19 protein-coding genes are annotated in these 15,461 nt (G+C 74.2%); 8 read left to right on the forward strand and 11 right to left on the reverse strand.

Translation table 11 applies throughout. The features are described from left to right. Window positions 1-140: 140 nt before the first annotated feature. Entirely contained in the window at window positions 141-785 is a 645-nt protein-coding gene (locus OG906_RS30405; RefSeq protein WP_329447282.1) for a TIGR03086 family metal-binding protein, read from the reverse strand. 62 nt (window positions 786-847) lie between these two features. On the opposite strand from OG906_RS30405, the gene OG906_RS30410 reads away from it, so the two are divergent. Further along, window positions 848-1,867, forward strand: a complete 1,020-nt coding sequence (locus OG906_RS30410; RefSeq protein WP_329447283.1) for a helix-turn-helix transcriptional regulator — start codon at window positions 848-850, stop codon at window positions 1,865-1,867. A gap of 169 nt (window positions 1,868-2,036) precedes the next feature. Here the strand turns inward: OG906_RS30410 and OG906_RS30415 are convergent, their stop codons facing one another. The 3 genes from OG906_RS30415 to OG906_RS30425 form a co-directional block, all read right to left on the reverse strand. After that, complete coding sequence (locus OG906_RS30415) at window positions 2,037-2,693, reverse strand: NAD(P)-dependent oxidoreductase (RefSeq protein ID WP_329447284.1); 657 nt, start codon at window positions 2,691-2,693, stop codon at window positions 2,037-2,039. 138 nt (window positions 2,694-2,831) lie between these two features. Beyond that, window positions 2,832-4,307: a hypothetical protein gene (locus OG906_RS30420; protein ID WP_329447285.1), complete on the reverse strand. Its 1,476-nt coding sequence runs from the start codon at window positions 4,305-4,307 to the stop codon at window positions 2,832-2,834. Between the two features lie 77 nt (window positions 4,308-4,384). Continuing rightward, window positions 4,385-4,882, reverse strand: coding sequence for a hypothetical protein (locus OG906_RS30425; protein ID WP_329447286.1), 498 nt, complete (start codon window positions 4,880-4,882; stop codon window positions 4,385-4,387). A 615-nt stretch (window positions 4,883-5,497) separates the two neighbouring features. Here OG906_RS30425 and OG906_RS30430 point away from each other — a divergent pair. The 4 genes from OG906_RS30430 (at window position 5,498) to OG906_RS30445 (ending at window position 8,159) form a co-directional block, all read left to right on the forward strand. Next, window positions 5,498-6,505, forward strand: a complete 1,008-nt coding sequence (locus tag OG906_RS30430) for an NUDIX hydrolase (protein ID WP_329447287.1) — start codon at window positions 5,498-5,500, stop codon at window positions 6,503-6,505. A 62-nt stretch (window positions 6,506-6,567) separates the two neighbouring features. Then, on the forward strand, window positions 6,568-7,098 hold the full coding sequence (locus OG906_RS30435; RefSeq protein ID WP_267796479.1) for an SRPBCC family protein: 531 nt from the start codon (window positions 6,568-6,570) through the stop codon (window positions 7,096-7,098). A 136-nt stretch (window positions 7,099-7,234) separates the two neighbouring features. After that, complete coding sequence (locus OG906_RS30440) at window positions 7,235-7,567, forward strand: hypothetical protein (protein ID WP_329447288.1); 333 nt, start codon at window positions 7,235-7,237, stop codon at window positions 7,565-7,567. Window positions 7,568-7,643: 76 nt separating this feature from the next. Further along, complete coding sequence (locus OG906_RS30445; protein WP_329447289.1) at window positions 7,644-8,159, forward strand: hypothetical protein; 516 nt, start codon at window positions 7,644-7,646, stop codon at window positions 8,157-8,159. 63 nt (window positions 8,160-8,222) lie between these two features. Here OG906_RS30445 and OG906_RS30450 read toward each other — a convergent pair whose 3' ends face one another. Both OG906_RS30450 and OG906_RS30455 read right to left on the reverse strand, forming a co-directional pair. After that, the gene (locus OG906_RS30450) at window positions 8,223-9,722 is read right to left on the reverse strand and encodes a DEAD/DEAH box helicase (protein WP_392894576.1); all 1,500 of its coding nucleotides are present in this window, start codon (window positions 9,720-9,722) and stop codon (window positions 8,223-8,225) included. A gap of 164 nt (window positions 9,723-9,886) precedes the next feature. Next, on the reverse strand, window positions 9,887-10,381 hold the full coding sequence (locus OG906_RS30455) for a MarR family transcriptional regulator (RefSeq protein ID WP_329447290.1): 495 nt from the start codon (window positions 10,379-10,381) through the stop codon (window positions 9,887-9,889). Between the two features lie 105 nt (window positions 10,382-10,486). On the opposite strand from OG906_RS30455, the gene OG906_RS30460 reads away from it, so the two are divergent. After that, window positions 10,487-10,855 (forward strand): HGxxPAAW family protein, encoded by a 369-nt coding sequence (locus tag OG906_RS30460; RefSeq protein ID WP_329447291.1) that lies wholly within the window; start codon window positions 10,487-10,489, stop codon window positions 10,853-10,855. A 161-nt stretch (window positions 10,856-11,016) separates the two neighbouring features. Further along, window positions 11,017-11,220 (forward strand): cold-shock protein, encoded by a 204-nt coding sequence (locus OG906_RS30465; protein ID WP_053682110.1) that lies wholly within the window; start codon window positions 11,017-11,019, stop codon window positions 11,218-11,220. A 91-nt stretch (window positions 11,221-11,311) separates the two neighbouring features. Here OG906_RS30465 and OG906_RS30470 read toward each other — a convergent pair whose 3' ends face one another. Both OG906_RS30470 and OG906_RS30475 read right to left on the reverse strand, forming a co-directional pair. Further along, complete coding sequence (locus OG906_RS30470; RefSeq protein WP_329448180.1) at window positions 11,312-11,836, reverse strand: TetR/AcrR family transcriptional regulator; 525 nt, start codon at window positions 11,834-11,836, stop codon at window positions 11,312-11,314. 106 nt (window positions 11,837-11,942) lie between these two features. Next, window positions 11,943-12,296 carry a DUF1304 domain-containing protein gene (locus tag OG906_RS30475; protein ID WP_267796484.1) on the reverse strand — a complete coding sequence of 118 codons (354 nt, stop codon included), beginning with the start codon at window positions 12,294-12,296 and terminating at the stop codon, window positions 11,943-11,945. A gap of 85 nt (window positions 12,297-12,381) precedes the next feature. On the opposite strand from OG906_RS30475, the gene OG906_RS30480 reads away from it, so the two are divergent. Next, a complete protein-coding gene (locus OG906_RS30480) occupies window positions 12,382-13,386 on the forward strand; it encodes a BtrH N-terminal domain-containing protein (protein ID WP_329447292.1) in 1,005 nt (334 codons plus the stop codon). Between the two features lie 112 nt (window positions 13,387-13,498). Here the strand turns inward: OG906_RS30480 and OG906_RS30485 are convergent, their stop codons facing one another. The 3 genes from OG906_RS30485 to OG906_RS30495 form a co-directional block, all read right to left on the reverse strand. Next, complete coding sequence (locus OG906_RS30485) at window positions 13,499-13,693, reverse strand: ferredoxin (protein WP_329447293.1); 195 nt, start codon at window positions 13,691-13,693, stop codon at window positions 13,499-13,501. A gap of 5 nt (window positions 13,694-13,698) precedes the next feature. Continuing rightward, window positions 13,699-14,886, reverse strand: a complete 1,188-nt coding sequence (locus OG906_RS30490; protein ID WP_329447294.1) for a cytochrome P450 — start codon at window positions 14,884-14,886, stop codon at window positions 13,699-13,701. A 131-nt stretch (window positions 14,887-15,017) separates the two neighbouring features. Next, entirely contained in the window at window positions 15,018-15,356 is a 339-nt protein-coding gene (locus OG906_RS30495; protein ID WP_329447295.1) for a thioredoxin family protein, read from the reverse strand. Window positions 15,357-15,461: the final 105 nt, after the last annotated feature.

Consider the following 15,461-nt stretch of genomic DNA (forward strand, 5'->3'; position numbering starts at 1 on the left):
CGTGGTGCCCCGCCACTGTAGAGAGCCGGAGGCGACCGGATCCACCCGATTTCCCCAGGTGAACGCGGCGCCGCCCGCACCGGCGGGGTGCTCGACGCCCCGCACCGCGGGCCCGACTCGGGGGCTCCGGAGCCGCCCGCTCAGGGGCGGCGGCCCGCCCACGCCACGAGCCGGTCGATCGCGGGAGCGTCGGCGTCCACGTCCGTGACCGGCCCGAAGGGGATCGGCCCGCCGCGTGCCTCGGCCGGCAGGACCCGCCGCACGAGCGCGAGCGCGCGTTCCACCAGGGACTCGTCCCACACCGGTCGCTGCCCGGTCGCACGCGCCAGGTCCCAGGTGTGGACGGTCAGCTCGTGGCTGTACATGAGCGCGCCGGCCGCTCCCGGCAACCGGCCCACGGGAAGCCGGAGTTCGCGCCCCAGGATCGCCGGGTCGGCCCAGACGTCGGCCGCCTCGCGAGCGGCGGACTCCCAGGCCCGCGCCCACGCCCCGTCGGACAGTTCGTCGGCGAAGGACGGCACGCTGAAGGGGTCCTCGCCGCGCCCGATCACCGCGATCCGGCGCAGGACGGCGACGAGGTGGCTCGACAGCCGCCGGACGTCGAAGTCCTCGCAGGGGGTCGGGGCGTCGTACTGGTCGGGGCGGACGGCCGCGAGGGCGCGGCCGGCGAGTGCGATGGCCGTCGCGAGGTCGTCGCGCGGGTCGAGTGCGTCGCTTGCGGCGGCGGTGGTCGCGGCGGCGTCGGTGGAAGGGGTCTGCTCGAACGAGGTGGTGTGTGTGGTCATGCACGCCATCCTGATCGCCAAAGTGGCCATCTTGTGGCCTGTTTCTGGAGCACAATGACCCCATGAAAGCCGACCGTCTGGTGGCGATCCTGCTGTTCCTCCAAGAGCGCGGTCGCGTCACCGTCTCCGAAGTGGCCGCGGAGCTGGAGACCTCCGAGCGCACCGCCCGTCGTGACCTGGAGGCGCTGGCCGCGTCCGGCGTGCCCGTCTACTCGCAGCGCGGCCGCGGCGGCGGCTGGTCACTGGTGGGCGGAGCCCGCACCAACCTCACCGGACTCACCGCCGACGAGACCCGGGCCCTGTTCCTCGCCACCGGGCCCCTCGCCGTCACCCCCGAACTCCGCACCATGCTCCGCAAGTTGGTGCGGGCCCTGCCCGCCACGCTGCGTGCGGACGCCGAGGCCGCCTCGCGTGCCGGCGTCACGGACACCACCGACTGGTCCCGCAACCCCGCCACGACGGACACCACGCACCGCACCGCGCTCCAGGCCGCCGTCGTGGACGGGATCCGGGTCCGCCTCGGGTACGAGGGAGTCGGCAAACCGGCGGGGGTGCGCGAGGTCGAGCCGCTCGGGCTCGTCTCCAAGGCGGGAGCGGAGTACCTGGTGGCCGGTACGGAACGGGGCCTGCGCACCTTCCGGCTGAGCCGGGTCGTCTCCGTCGAGCCGACGGGCGAGCCGGTCGTCCGACCGCCCGACTTCGACCTGGCCACGGCGTGGCGCGCGCTCGCCGAGACGATCGAGGGCGGGATGTACGCGGTCACGGCCCGGGCTCGCGTCGAACCGTCCGTCCTGCCCCTCCTCGGCCGACTGCTCGGCGGCCGACTGCGGGTCGGCGAGCCGCTGCCCGACGGCTGGACCGAGGTGTGGGTCGACGGCCCGGCGCACCGGGCCATCGCCGCGAGCCTGGCCGGACTCGGCGGACACGTGGAGGTACTGGAACCGCCCGAGGTGCGGCGGACGCTCGCCCGGACCGGCGCCGAACTCACCGCGCTCTACGCCGACGACGCACGGCCCCCGGGAGCCGACGGCGCCGAGGCCGACGCCGAGGACGACCGGCCCCCCGGGCGCCGCGTCGACTGACCGGGCCGCGCGCCGCCGCCCGCGCCCGGCAGCCGAACGCCCGCACCCGAGCCCGGGCCCGGCGGCGGAACCCGCACCCGCGCCCGAACCCCCGCCCGCGCCCGAAACCGAACCCGCGCTGGGCACCCGTGCCCGGGCTCTCCGGCGGAACTCCGGCCCGTGCCCGCGCTCAGTACCCGATCGTGAACCGGCGCCCCGCGTGCGCGTCCCGCTCGATCTCGTCCACGAGGGCGACGGCGTAGTCCTCCGTGGAGATCCGGCTCAGCCCCTCGGCGTCCACGATCAGGTCGTCGAGCCCCAACCGGTACGTCCCCGTGCGCTCGCCCGGCGCGATCAGCGCGGCCGGACTGAGGCTGGTCCAGTGGACCTCCTCCACCGGCACGGTGAGCAGGAAGTCGAGGGCTTCGCCATGGGCGCGCATGACCGCCAGGACCGGCTCCGGGACGTCCTCCTGGTCCCAGACCTGCCGGCCGCCGTCGGTGCGCAACGAGCCCGCCCCGCCGACCGTGACCAGCCGGGGCCGGGACGATGCGTCGCCGCCCAGCGTCTGTACGCCGCCGATCAGGGACTTCGCGGCGGCCACGATGGTGCCCGGGTCCCCGGAACCCGGCCCGAAGGCACTCACCACCACGTCGTGGCCCTCGGCCGCCTCGGCCACCGACGACGGGTCGAGGACGTCGCCGCGCGTCACCGCCGCGCCGTCCGGGTCGGGGAGCCGCTCCGGGTCCCGTACGACCGCGGTGACCTGGTGACCGCGCCCGAGTGCCTCGTGCAGCACCCGGCCGCCGATGGTGCCGGTCGCGCCGAACAGGGCGATCCTGGCCATGCCCGCTCCCTGGGTTCAGGGGCCCCGTGCGGGCCCGCCCGCCCATGAAACCGAACCCGACCGGCTCCGGCCCGGAAGCCGGGCCGGAGCCAGTCGGATGACGCGCCGCCGGCGGGGTGCCGCGACGCCCGGTACGGGTCAACCCGAGACCGGTACCGCCGCCGCCAGTCGTCCGCCCGCCGGGAAGTGCAGCCGGTCCAGCCGGGCCGTGTACGGCCACTCGCGGACCCGGTGGAAGCACAGGTCGCTCGGCAGCGGAACCTCCCGCAGGTCGGCGGCGTACGCCCCGTCCGGCAGCTCCGCCACGGCCGCCGCGAGCAGCGGATCCGTCGAGCCCGCCCACGATGAGACCGGGGTCGGACGCGGCCACGGTTCGCCGGTGTTGGGGAACAGCCACTGCGTCACGCCGGCGATCCGCGCCGCGAAGTCCGGCCCGGCGGCGGCCCGGCGCACCCGCCGCACGAGGTCCAGCAGCAGGTCGGCGGGTGATTCCGCGAGGAGTTTGACCTCGGGGTACTTCCGGAGCACGGCCGGATCGGCGGGCACGGAGACCGCGTACCCCCACTGCCCGGCCCCGGCGTCGATCCGGATCTGGACGAGGGCGCTGCCCCGCCCGTACCGCACCCCGGCCAGCGGCCAGTACGTCCCGTCGCCGTCCAGCATCCGGTGCAGTTCGGGGTCCACGTCGAGCTCGGCGACGCCCGGCCGCAGCCACAGCGTGGGCAGGCCCGTGACGGCCACCGAGCCGATCTCGCGGAGCACGACCCGGACGTCCTCGGGGACGGGCACCGACCAGCCGTCCATGACGGAGTCCGCGCTGCCCGCTTCGAGCGCGACGTACGAGGGGAACTCCTCCGCCAGGGCGCGCAGTTCCGCGACCGCGCGGTGCGGGGCGTCCTCGGGCGACGCGTGCCGGCGTACCGGACGGCCCAGGAAGTCCCCGCTCACCACGCTGCGCAGGAGCAACGCCCGGCCGTCGCCCACCAGCCGGAACTGCACGTCGCTGCCGCTGGTGTCGGCGGTGCCGTGGAGGGTGGAGAAGTACGGTTCCCAGCCCACCCCGCAGGGGTACTCGGGCAGGGCCCGCAGGTCGACGAGGTCGGTGAGCGGGTCCCCGCGACCGACCAGGGCGGCGAGTCCGGTGTCCGGGCCCTCCGCCACCGCGACGCTGGGGACGGCCTTCACGAACGCCTTGGGTGCGGGTCGCTCGCCGTCCTCCGCGAGCCGCCCGGCGAAGCCGGCCAGCCACCGCACGAACTCCGGTGCCTCGACGGTGACCTCCGGGTCGTCGGCCCGGTGCGGGAACACCGCCAGCACCGGACCCCAGTCGCCGGTTCCGGCCCCCACGATCAGCGAGCCCTCGCCGTAGTCCAGGTCTCCCAGGGTCCAGTGGCCGTCGGTGAACACCTGGCGGCCGCGCGGCCCGAACACGAACTCCGTGTCCTCGGTCCGCACCCCGCCGATCTCCCGCAGGACGATCCGCAGCGCCTCGGGGACCTCGACCGTCCAGGCGTCCAGTGCGGAGTCGGTGAACCCGTCGAGGAGTTCCACCTCGCCCGACCGCTCCCGCGCCAGTTCCCGCAACGCGCCGACCACCGCTGCCGAGTCGGTCATGCCCACACTCCCCGTGCCGTCCGCCCGCCGGCCCCGATGCCCGACGTGTCGTCCGAGGCTATGCGCCCGCACTGTCATCAGCGGCACAGGGCCACGATGGACGGCGACACCGTCCCCCTGGCCGCCGCGCACAGCGGCGCCATGTCGTACGAGCGCCCCGGCGCGGGCCGGGCCCCGGGCCGTACGGCCTCCCGCCCGCGGGGCTTGGCGGCGGGGGCCCGGTGTGCCGGGCGGGCCGGCGCGGCGTGCCGAGGCGCCCGCGCCGCGCGGCGCGCCGGGGCCGCCTGCCCGGGGGCCGTACGCGGGGGCGCGGCCCGCCCGGGACCGTCCCGCCGGGGCGAAGGGGCGGCGTCCGCTGTCGCGGCGGCGGGCGCGGCCGGCGCGGAAGGAGCGGGGGCGGCCCAGAACGGCCATGCCTCCACGGCCCGTTGCGGGGGAGCGGGGACCGCGGCGGGCACCGGCGGGGGCGCCGTCCCGGTGCTTCCCGTCGGCCGCACCGTCACGCACCCGGCGGTCAGCGCGAGCGCGAGGACGGCGAGGGCCAGGGGCAGGGGCGGAATCCGGCACGGCTGCATCCGCCCACCCTGCCGCACCCGTGCCCCGTTCCGCGCCCGTCGTCACACGGACGGGTGAGCGGGGCCGCAGTGGCCGCTCAGGCCCCGCAGCTGACGGCGTCGCGCGGCGTGTAGCAGGTCTTCATCGTCTCGCGCCTGACCTCCTGGCCGCCCGCCGCCTTCTCGTACACCCCGTTGTTGATCATGATGCCTTCGACGAAGCCGTTCTCCCTGGTCCGCGCACTTTCGTGCCCGCGGCGATGTCGCTTCCGGTCAGGAGCAGTCCGGCGACGTACAGGCCGCCGAAGCCGAGCACCGCGACGCCGCCCGCGACACCCGCGACGACCGGTGCGGTCCACCGCTTCCCGTCGGCCGTTCCGGGGTCGGTACGGGAAGCGCGTCGTATGTCGGCTGGTTCTCCTCGATCCGGTGAAGTGGTCGGACCGGCGGCTTTCACACGGCCGGTCCGCACGACGGAAGCTATCAAGATCGACATAATCAGGTCATAAGAAGGTATGGATTCAGCAAAACGGAATCGAGCCATCCGGCAGGCCGGGGTGTCGGGGTGTCGTAACCCGGGGGCTGCGCCCGCTGTTTGCACAACCGGCGGGTCCACCCACGGTGAACGGAGTTCCAATGCCGCAGCTGACCGATGACGCCGAGCGCGCGGGTACCTGGATGACACCCGCGGAGTACGGGGCCTCGCGCGCCACGCTCTGGACCGCGGCCGTCGTGCTCGTCACCGACCCCGACGGACGAATCCTCCTCCAGACCGTCGACTACCGTCCCGACCGAATGCTGCCCGGCGGCGCGGTCGACGCCGGGGAATCACCGGCGGCCGCGGCCGCCCGCGAGATGCGCGAGGAACTCGGGGTCGAGGGCCGCTATCCGCAGGGGCTCGCCGTGGACTGGATCCCCGCCGACACCCCCGGCTTCCCCGCCGAGATGCGCTTCCCCGGCGAGATCCTCCACGTCTACGACGGCGGGACCTGGAGCCCCGAGCGCATCGGGGCCGTCCGCCTCCCGGCCCAGGAGATCACCGGCATCGAGTTCGCCGAACCCGCCGACCTGCCCGCACTGATGGACGCGGGCGACGCCCGCCGCGCCCTGTCCGCCCTGCGCGCCCGCGTCAACGGCGGCGGCCCCGCGCTGCTGGAGGCGGGCCGCCCCACCAACCCCACCGCGCTGGACCGGCTCAGCGTGCTGCGCACCCGTCGGGCCCGGCTGCACGGAACCTGGCACCGCGGCCCCGTCCCCGGCGGGCTGCCGGTGCGCGACCGGGCCGGTTGGCTGTTCGCCCCCGACGGCCGGGTCCTGCTGCTGATCGCCCGGGCCACCGGCGCGGCCCACCTGCCGGCCCCGGCGGCCGAACCCGCCACGGCGCCCGTCCCGATCGGGTACCGGTACGACGAACAGGGCGTCCACGCCCGCGGCGCGGCCCGCCTCACGGCCGTGCTCCCGAGCCGGGACCCGGCGTACGCCCGGCTCCTGGCCACGCCCGAACAGGTCCGCGAGCTCAGCGACTGGGGCCCCGCGGGCCACGAGGAACTCGCCGCCGTGCACGCCGCCCGCACCCACCTGTGCCTGCCCGCCCCGCCGCGCACCCCGCCCACGGAACTCCCCCCGGACGGCATCCGCTGGTGACCGCCCGGCCCCGGGTCCGGGAAATCCGCCCCCGAAGGCACCCGGTCCCCCAGCATGGGGACATGAGCGACAGCGCGATCACCTACACCCTCTACATCCAGGCCGACCCCGACCGGGTCTGGCAGGCCCTCACCGAGCCCGCCCTGACCCGCCGCTACTGGGGCCTGAGCTTCCAGACCGACTGGGCGGTGGGCTCGACGATGGACTGGATCGAGCGAGGTGCCCGCACCAGCGATCCGGCCCAGGTGGTCCTCGACTGCGTGCCGAACCGCCGGCTCTCCTACACCTGGCACACCTTCACCCCGCAGTGGGCCGCCTCCGCCGGCGTCGGGGAGGAACTGCGGGCCGAGTTGGCCGGCGAGCCGCGCACGGAGGTCACCTACGAGATCGAGCCCGTCGGGGACACCCTCACGCGCCTGACCATCCGCCACGGGGGCTTCGCACCGGGCAGCACCCTCATCGGCATGTGCGGCCGGGCCTGGCCGATGCTCGCCTCCAGCCTCAAGACCCTGCTGGAGACGGGAGCGCCGCTGCCCGAGCCGGGACACGAGGGCGGGCAGGGAGCCGGGGGACACGAGGCCCACGAACGCTGACCGGGCGCGGGGACCGGAGCGCGGACGGGCCGACGCCGGGCGCCCCGACCCGCCCCGCCCGCGTGGCCCCTGACATGATCTCCGTCAAGTCCTTCCACTGACAACAGGTCTGACGGGCCGGAGAGCGAGCGCGACCATGGGTCCCAGCCTGACGGAGATACTCGACGCGGCGGCCATCGGGCACTTCCCACCGCCCGACGGCGCAACGACCGTCGTCCCGCAGGTGAGTGGTCGCGACGCGGGTGTCATCGCCTTCACCGCCCACTCCGGGGTGTTCACCGACGAGGATCCGGACTGGGTCCGCTCCACCCTCGCCGCCCGTCACCTGGTCCCGGACGGGACGCCCGTCTGGTCCCCACAGGCCGTCGGGAACGCCCGCTGCATCCGCGCCTTCCAGGCCGCCGGATACCGTCCGATCGGCGCGGAGGCGCTGCTCCTGGCCCCCGAAGCCGCCCGTGCGGCCCGCTGACACTCCACCGCCGCTCCAGGCCGCCGGCGCCACCCTGGGCACCGGGAGCGCGCGGGTGTCGTGTGGAATGGACGTCATGGGGAGAGCCGAGGACCAGATCCAGGGGGCGCCGGGAGCCGTCCCCGCACAGCGGATCGAGGAGTCGTCCGCCCCCGAGTACCGGTCGTACACCCGCCACCTCGGCTCCCTGGCCGCCGCGGCCGGGCGGTCGGAGGCCGGGGCGGTGGCCGCGGTGCTGAGCGACGCGGACCGCGTCATGGCGGAGAGCGCGGTGGTCACCCACCTCGACCGCAGGGCCGCGCACCTGCTGGACGCCGAGGGCTTCCCCGCCTGGGCGCGAGCCATGGAGGACGTGCTGAGCGGCCGGGACTTCCCGGCGCGCAGGCTCCGCGAATGGAACCTGCTGAGGTCGATCACCGTCGATACGCCCTGGTCGTCGCAGGAACTCACCGGCGCCTCCGACTGGTGCCAGCGGACCGCCGTCGCGCTGCTCACCTCGCGCGCGGCCCTCGGCCTGCTCGCCTCGGCCGCCCGTACCCGTCGGGTGCGCAACGCCGCGGCCCAGCGCTTGCGCAAGCTGCCGGAGAGCTGACCCGCGTCACCCCGCCCGACGGCTCGGTCGGGGTGACGTGTCGGAGGGGGAGCCGGCGTCGGGTCAGAGTCCCTTGCGGACCCGGGCCGCGCGCCGGGCCTCGGCCTGCTGCCTGGCCTCGATGGTCTTGCGGGACTCCTTGCCCTTGCCGGGGCGGCCGGGGCGGGTGCCGATGCCCCGGAAACCGAGGTCCGTCCCGCTGGGCCGGCCCTTCGCGTCGGTCGCCGCCGCGCCGGCGAGCGGCACTCCGGACGGTGCCTTCGCGCCGGTGATCCGGCTGAGCGCCGCCTCCCCGGAGCGGACCTGGGTGATGGTCGGGCGGATCTTCGCGTCGGCCATCAGACGCACGATGTCCCGCCGCTGGTTCGGCGTGACCAGGGTGACGACCTTGCCGGACTCGCCCGCGCGGGCCGTCCTGCCGCCCCGGTGCAGGTAGTCCTTGCTGTCGGCCGGCGGGTCCACGTTGACCACCAGGTCGAGGTCGTCGATGTGGATGCCGCGGGCGGCGACGTTGGTCGCGACCAGCACGCCGATCAGCCCGTCCTTGAACTGTCCGAGCGTGCGGGTGCGCTGCGGTTGGGACTTCCCGCTGTGCAGCCCCTCGGCCCGCACGCCCATGGCGCGCAGGTGCTTCACGAACTGGTCGACGCCGTGCTTGGTGTCGAGGAACATCAGCACCCGGCCGTCCCGCGCCGCGATCTCGGTCGCGGCCGCGACCTTGTCGGCCGCGTGGATGTGCAGCACGTGGTGGTCCATCGTGCCGACCGAGGCCGACTGCGGGTCCACCGAGTGCGAGACCGGGTCCTTCAGGTAGCGGCGCACCAACTGGTCCACGTTGCGGTCCAGGGTGGCCGAGAACAGCATCCGCTGGCCGGCGTGGTGCACCTGGTCGAGCAGCTCGGTGACCTGCGGCATGAAGCCCAGGTCGCACATCTGGTCGGCCTCGTCGAGAACGGTGATCCGCACCCGCTCCAGGTGCACGTCCTTTCGCCCGATCAGGTCGCTCAGGCGTCCGGGGGTCGCCACGACCACCTCCGCGCCGGTGCGCAGGGTGCCCGTCTGCCGGCCGATGGACAGGCCGCCCACGACGGTGGCCATCCGCAGCGCGAGGGCCTCGGCGTACGGGGCGAGGGCCTCGGTCACCTGCTGGGCCAGCTCGCGCGTCGGCACGAGGATCAGTGCCAGCGGCCGCTTCGGGTCGGCCCGCTGTCCGGCCGTGCGCGCCAGCAGCGCCAGACCGAAGGCCAGGGTCTTGCCGGACCCGGTCCGGCCGCGCCCGAGGATGTCCCGTCCGGCGAGGGAGTTGGGGAGGGTGGCGGCCTGGATCGGGAACGGCTCGCGCACGTCCAGGTCGGCCATCGTCTTCACCAGCTCGGCAGGCAGGTCGAGCTCCGCGAACGACGTCACCGGCGGGAGCGCCGGGCTGACGGTCCTGGGCATCGAGAACTCACCCTGCGGACCGAGGGTCCGAGGGGCCTTGCCGGAGCCCTTGGCCCCGGACTTGCTGCCTGTCCTGGCGCCGGGCTTGATGCCGAAACGCCCATGAGCCGACGGGTTCTTCATGCAGAACCTTCCGTGAAGAGAACACAACGCGAGCGGGGAACGTGAGGGCGGACGACAACGAGCCGGGGCCCGTACCCCTCGGTACGGGCCCCGGCTCGTCGTGCACGTCCGCACCGGGCGAAGGGCCCGCGCTTCACGTTTCCCGCCCATTTTACCAGTCGGTCCTATGGGGTGAGCGGGCCCAGTTCCCCGGACCGGACCTGGGCCAGATGGGCGCGGGCCTCCACGGCCGCCCGCTCGAACCAGTCCGCGATCACCGCGACCTCGTCGGGGGTGTACTCGGCGAACACGGAGCCGAGGCGGTCGTAGAAGGGCTGGTACACGGCGAAGATCCGGGCGGCCGCCGACGGATCGGGCACCACCCGGACGCGGCGCCGGTCGCCCGGGTCGGGTCGCCGGTGCGCGTAGCCGGCCCGTTCCAGGCGGTTGAGCACCCCGGTGACGGCGCCGGTGGTGAGGTTGGTCAGTTCGGCCAGTTCGCCGGCGGACAGGGGGGTCTCCCCGGCGCCCAGGACGTGGCCCAGGCAGGTCAGGTCGGTCACGTTGATCCCGAGGAGCTGCGCCACCTCCTGCTGACCGATCACGCCGAGGGCGACGTACTGGTCCATGCGCGAGATCGCCTCCCCGGCCGTGGCCGGGGGGCGGGGCTTGCCCTGCACCCGATTTCTCCTTAGCATCTAAGTAACTTAGCTCGTGAGATGCTTACTTTGTGAGGTAAGTCATCCTGTTCCGAGCGTACTGCCGCCCCTTCCACCGGGAGAATCATGAGCGCCCACGGCCACGTAGACATGGGCCACACCGTGGCCGGCTGGACCGGCACGACCCTCGCCCTGCTGGGCACCACCGGAGCGGGCGCCGGCCTGTGCGCCGCGTGGACCCCGGGCATCTGGCTGGGGTTCGCCCTGGTCGCGGTCGCGGGACTCGTCACCTGGGTCCTGCACCTCGCGGGCTGGGGCAAGCCGAGCGGACCGCGCCCCGAGTCCGACTGGGACTGGCGGGTCCGCGACACGGCCGCGCGCACCGGGCACGCGAACTGCCGGGGCTGCCGGGCCGCCGGACCCCGGCGGAGCGCCGCGGGCGCCCTCGCGGGGCGACCGGTCGTGTCGTTGTCCGCCGGTGACGGCGGCTCCTGACCGCACGGTCCGGCGCCGCTCACTCCCGCCACGGACAACTCGGCCAGAAGTTCGAGCCGACCCGGTTGGCCGCGCCTGGAGTGTGTCGACCGTGACGGGTGGGCACTATCGAGACGGCCGCACGTGCGGCCCGAGTGGAACGTTGTGAAGGATCAGTACTGATGGCAACTGGCATCGTGAAGTGGTTCAACTCCGAGAAGGGGTTCGGGTTCATCCAGCAGGACGACGGCGGCCCCGACGTGTTCGTGCACTTCTCCGCCATCCAGACGACCGGCTTCAAGGAGCTGGCCGAGGGTGCGAAGGTCGAGTACGACGTCACCCAGGGCCCCAAGGGTCCGCAGGCGGAGCAGGTGACCACCCTCTAGTACCGCTTCACGCGGCCGATCGCCCGCGGGCGTGAGCCCCGCCGGTTCCTCCGGCGGGGCTCACGCGTACCCGGAGGCGGGCCCGGTCCGCCTACCCCGCCCGGTGCAGGGCCATGAGGAGCGGCCAGAGCCGCTCCGCGAGTTCCACCGGGTCGGAGTCCGGGATGCGCTCGTGCAGCCAGTCCGCGAGGACGCCGGTGAAGGTCGCGGCCACCGCGGACGCGACGAGGTCGGGGCGCGGGGCGCCCACGGCCTCCCGCTCGGCCCGGGCCCGGGCGCGCAGCTCCCGGTGCAGGCGGTCGCCCAGCGGGCCGCCGCCCCCCGGGAGAAGCAGTGCCCGGTAGAGCGGACCGCGGGCCGCCGCGTCCGCGAGGAACTCGGCCAGGGCCGTCGGCGGTCTGGCCGGGGGGAGCGCCCCCGAGGTTCCCTGCCAGGCGTGGAGCGCGTCGACCGCCGCGTGCACCACGTCGGCGCACGCGTCCACCGCCAGCGCGGTGAGGTCCTCGTAGTGCAGGTAGAACGTCGCGCGCCCGACACCCGCCCGGCGGACCACCATCGAGACGCCCACCTCGGCCAACGGCCGGTCCGCGCACGCCGCGAGCAGGCTTTCGCGCAGCCGCGCCCTGGTGCGTGCGGTCCGCGGGTCCTGCGCGCGCGGTTCCTTCGTGCCCGGCGGCTCGGCGCCGGTTCCCGGGGCGGAGTCCTGTGTGCTCACGCGGGGTTCACCCGGCCGACAGCGCCGCGCCGAGGGCGAGGGCGCCGGGCAGGGCCTGGGCGAACAGGATCCGGCGGTTGGCGGTCGCGGCGCCGTAGACACCCGCGACGATCACGCAGACGAGGAAGAAGACCTGCGTGGCGAGCGAGTCGATGACCAGCGACCAGACCAGCCCCGCGGCCAGGAAGCCGTTGTAGAGCCCCTGGTTGGCGGCGAGCGGTGCGGTGAGGCGGGCGGTGTCCGCGTCGAACCCCGACAGGGCCCGGCCGGGCGGTCGCTGCCACAGGAACATCTCCAGGACCAGGAAATACACGTGCAGTGCGGCGACCACGCCGATGAGGACCTGAGCGACCGTGTGCACGGCTGTCTCCCTTGGTTGATTTCCTGGACAACTGTACAGGAAGTCGTCGGTCGGGAGCCCGTGATCGCGCGGCTAGGCTGACCGCATGACTGTGCTCGTGTACGAAGACTTCGGCACCGGACGCCACCGCGAGGCCTCCCTGATCCGCCACGCCCTGGGCAGCGCCCACGACGAGGAACTGGTCGCGGGCCTGGCCGGCGGGATCGGCTTCATGTACTTCGTCTTCGAGTACGCCGGCCGGACGCCGATCGCGACGATCGTCGCCCAGTCCCACCCCGAGCCCTGGGTACAGGTCGCCCTCGGCCGCCTGGGCGTCCCGTACGACGCCACCCGGGCGATGAAGCCCCGTTGGGGCCGGGTCCGCGCCGCGCTCGACGAAGGGCAGCCCGCCTTCTGCGTCGTCGACCGCTCCTCGCTGCCCTGGCACGAGCCGGACCCCGAGGCCGAGATGACCGGCGCCGACCCGTACACCGTCGTCATCGCCGGGTACGACGGTGACGACCTGTTGATCGAGGACGGCGCCGAGACCCCGCACCGGATCGACCGCGAGGAGTTCGGGGCGGCCTGGACCGCTCACCGCAAGGGCCGCCACCAGCTGATCGTGCCCACCGGCCCGCCGGAGGGGGAGCCGGACGTCGACGGGGCGATCGCCGCCACCGTCACCCACCTGACCGGCCCGGTGCTGGGGAACCAGTTCGACGTCAACTTCGGCTTCACCGGCATGGAGAAGTTCGCGGCGCAGTTGCGCGACACGACCACGAAGACGGGCTGGGAGCGTCGGTTCGGCGCTTCCCCCGAGGCCTTCGCGGCGGGCACCGCCCGGCTCCACATCTGCCTGGAGGAGGAGTGGACCGCGCCGGGCGCCACCCGCCCGCTCTACGCGGACTTCCTCGACCTCGTCGGACGGCCGGAGGCGGCGGAACTCTTCCGGGAGTCCGCCGGGCACTGGTCCGCCCTCGCCGACCTCGCGCGGGCCTGCGACCCGCACTCCGACGCCGACGGGCGCCGGGCCCTGTTCGACGCCTGCGCGGAGCACGTGGACGCCTGCCTGGAGCTGGAGGGCCGGGCCGTCGAGGCGCTCCGCACGTAGCGACCGACCCCGGCGGGCCGCGCACCGACCCCGCCCGACGCACCGACCCTGCCCGGCGCGCGGGCCGGCCGGGGTCGGTGGGGCCGGGGGCCGCGGGTTCCTGCCGGGAGCCTCAGGCGTCCTCCAGGGAGATGGCCGACACCGGGCAGGCCCGTGCGGCCTCCCGGACGAGCGGGCTGCCGGCGCCGTCCTCCCGCCCGGCCAGTACCTCGCTCAAACCGTCGTCGTCCTGCGTGAACACCGTCGGCGCGGTCAGCGCGCACTGGCCCGCACCGATGCAGACACCCTGGTCGATGGAGATCCGCACGCCGCTCACCAGGCCACGGGCAGTTCGATCATGCCCTGGATGGTGTCCCCGGGCTTGAAGGGGATCCGGTCCGGATCGGCCGCCAGCCGCAGTCCGGGCAGCCGCCGGAACAGCGTGCCCAGCGCGATCTCCATCTCGGCGCGGGCCAGGTTCTGCCCCAGGCACTGGTGGATGCCGAAACCGAACGCCAGGTGGTGCCGGGCGGGCCGATGCCAGTCCAGGTCGTCGGGCTGGTCGAACACCGCCTCGTCGCGGTTGATGACCGAGGTCGAGAAGATCACCCCGTCTCCGGGGCCGATCGTGACCCCGCCGACCTCGATGTCCTCGGTGGCCACCCGCAGCATGCCGTCGGCGATCGACAGGAACCGCATCAGCTCCTCCACCGCCTCCGAGATCAGCGACGGATCCGCGCGCAGCTCCGCCAGTTGCCCGGGGTGTCGCAGCAGGGTGAACGTGCCGAGGGAGATCATGTTCGCGGTGGTCTCGTGACCCGCGACGAGCAGGATCACGGCCAGGGCCACCAGCTCCTCGACGTCCGTCTCGCCGGTCTCCAGCCTCCGGGCGATGAGTTCGTCCAACAGGCCATCGCCGGGGGCGGCGCGCTTGCGGGCGATCAGGTCCGTCAGATAGCCGTCGAGTTGCCGGCGGGCCTCCTCGACATCGGCGACGCCCGGGCCCCGCAGCAGCCGTCGGGACTGCCCCTCGAAGAACTCGTGGTCCTCGTAGGGGACTCCGAGCAGCGCGCAGATCACCATGGACGGCACCGGGAGGGCGAAGGCGCCGACCAGCTCCGCCTGCGAACCGGCCGCCGTCATCTCGTCGATCAGCCGGTCCACGGTCTGCTGGATCGCGGGCCGCAGGGCCGCGGTCCGCTTCAGGGTGAAGCTCGGGATCAACATCCGGCGCTGGGTGTTGTGCTCCGGGTCGTCGACCCCGAGCAGGGCGGTGCGACGCCCCGTCAGGCCCTTGAAGCGCTCGGTCGGGGCGGGAAAGTCCGAGTTCAACCGGTCGGAGGAGAGTCGGGGATCGGACAGCAGGGCACGCGCCTCGGCGTGTCCGGTGACCACCCACACGGAGCGTCCGTCGAAGAGGGTGACCCGGGAAAGGGGCCGCCCCGCCCGCAGCGGCTCGTAGGCGGTCGGCGGGTGGTAGGGACAGGTTCGGTCCTGGGGAAAGGCAACGGTCTCTGACATGCAGCACCTCGCGAGCGATGGTTCCGTCTTGCCGGACTCCATTACATGCCTGAGGCACCTATCTCACCCATACCACTTTCGGCCAGACCGCCCGACGTCACCCGAACGGGCCCGGACGCCCCCGTCGCCGCTCAGACGTGGGCGTCCAGGAAGGCCTTGAGCTCCTCGCGCGCCATCGGCCCGGAGTGACTCGCCACCGCCAGGCCGTCCCGCACGAGGACGATGGTGGGGGCGCCGGTGACCTCGTGGCGCTTCGTGGCCTCGGGGCAGCGGGTGATGTCGGTCCGCACGACGGTCAGCCGCGTCCCGTACTCCTGCGCCACCTCGCCGACCAGCACGTCCATCGCCCGGCAGGCCTCGACGGCCTTGGGCCAGGTGCCGACGAAGTAGCCGAGGACCGCTCCGGGGGCCATGCCCAGGATGAAGTCGAACTCCTGGTCCTCGCGTGGCTGATGTACCAGACGTGCCATGTGCTGCGCTCCTGCGTCGCGATGGGCGGACGACCCGACGGGCCGGCGGAAACCCTACGGGATTCGGTGGTTCCGCCAAGGTCCGGGCCCTGTTCGCGGGGCCGG

The organism is Streptomyces sp. NBC_01426 (genome assembly GCF_036231985.1).
Lineage (GTDB): Bacteria > Actinomycetota > Actinomycetes > Streptomycetales > Streptomycetaceae > Streptomyces.

Bases quoted from the DNA above. Each gene is read 5' to 3' on its own strand.
- OG906_RS30405 (WP_329447282.1), bottom strand. From the start codon at position 785: ATGACCACACACACCACCTCGTTCGAGCAGACCCCTTCCACCGACGCC.
- OG906_RS30410 (WP_329447283.1), top strand. From the start codon at position 848: ATGAAAGCCGACCGTCTGGTGGCGATCCTGCTGTTCCTCCAAGAGCGC.
- OG906_RS30415 (WP_329447284.1), bottom strand. From the start codon at position 2,693: ATGGCCAGGATCGCCCTGTTCGGCGCGACCGGCACCATCGGCGGCCGG.
- OG906_RS30420 (WP_329447285.1), bottom strand. From the start codon at position 4,307: ATGACCGACTCGGCAGCGGTGGTCGGCGCGTTGCGGGAACTGGCGCGG.
- OG906_RS30425 (WP_329447286.1), bottom strand. From the start codon at position 4,882: ATGCAGCCGTGCCGGATTCCGCCCCTGCCCCTGGCCCTCGCCGTCCTC.
- OG906_RS30430 (WP_329447287.1), top strand. From the start codon at position 5,498: ATGCCGCAGCTGACCGATGACGCCGAGCGCGCGGGTACCTGGATGACA.
- OG906_RS30435 (WP_267796479.1), top strand. From the start codon at position 6,568: ATGAGCGACAGCGCGATCACCTACACCCTCTACATCCAGGCCGACCCC.
- OG906_RS30440 (WP_329447288.1), top strand. From the start codon at position 7,235: ATGGGTCCCAGCCTGACGGAGATACTCGACGCGGCGGCCATCGGGCAC.
- OG906_RS30445 (WP_329447289.1), top strand. From the start codon at position 7,644: ATGGGGAGAGCCGAGGACCAGATCCAGGGGGCGCCGGGAGCCGTCCCC.
- OG906_RS30450 (WP_392894576.1), bottom strand. From the start codon at position 9,722: ATGAAGAACCCGTCGGCTCATGGGCGTTTCGGCATCAAGCCCGGCGCC.
- OG906_RS30460 (WP_329447291.1), top strand. From the start codon at position 10,487: ATGAGCGCCCACGGCCACGTAGACATGGGCCACACCGTGGCCGGCTGG.
- OG906_RS30465 (WP_053682110.1), top strand. From the start codon at position 11,017: ATGGCAACTGGCATCGTGAAGTGGTTCAACTCCGAGAAGGGGTTCGGG.
- OG906_RS30480 (WP_329447292.1), top strand. From the start codon at position 12,382: ATGACTGTGCTCGTGTACGAAGACTTCGGCACCGGACGCCACCGCGAG.
- OG906_RS30490 (WP_329447294.1), bottom strand. From the start codon at position 14,886: ATGTCAGAGACCGTTGCCTTTCCCCAGGACCGAACCTGTCCCTACCAC.
- OG906_RS30495 (WP_329447295.1), bottom strand. From the start codon at position 15,356: ATGGCACGTCTGGTACATCAGCCACGCGAGGACCAGGAGTTCGACTTC.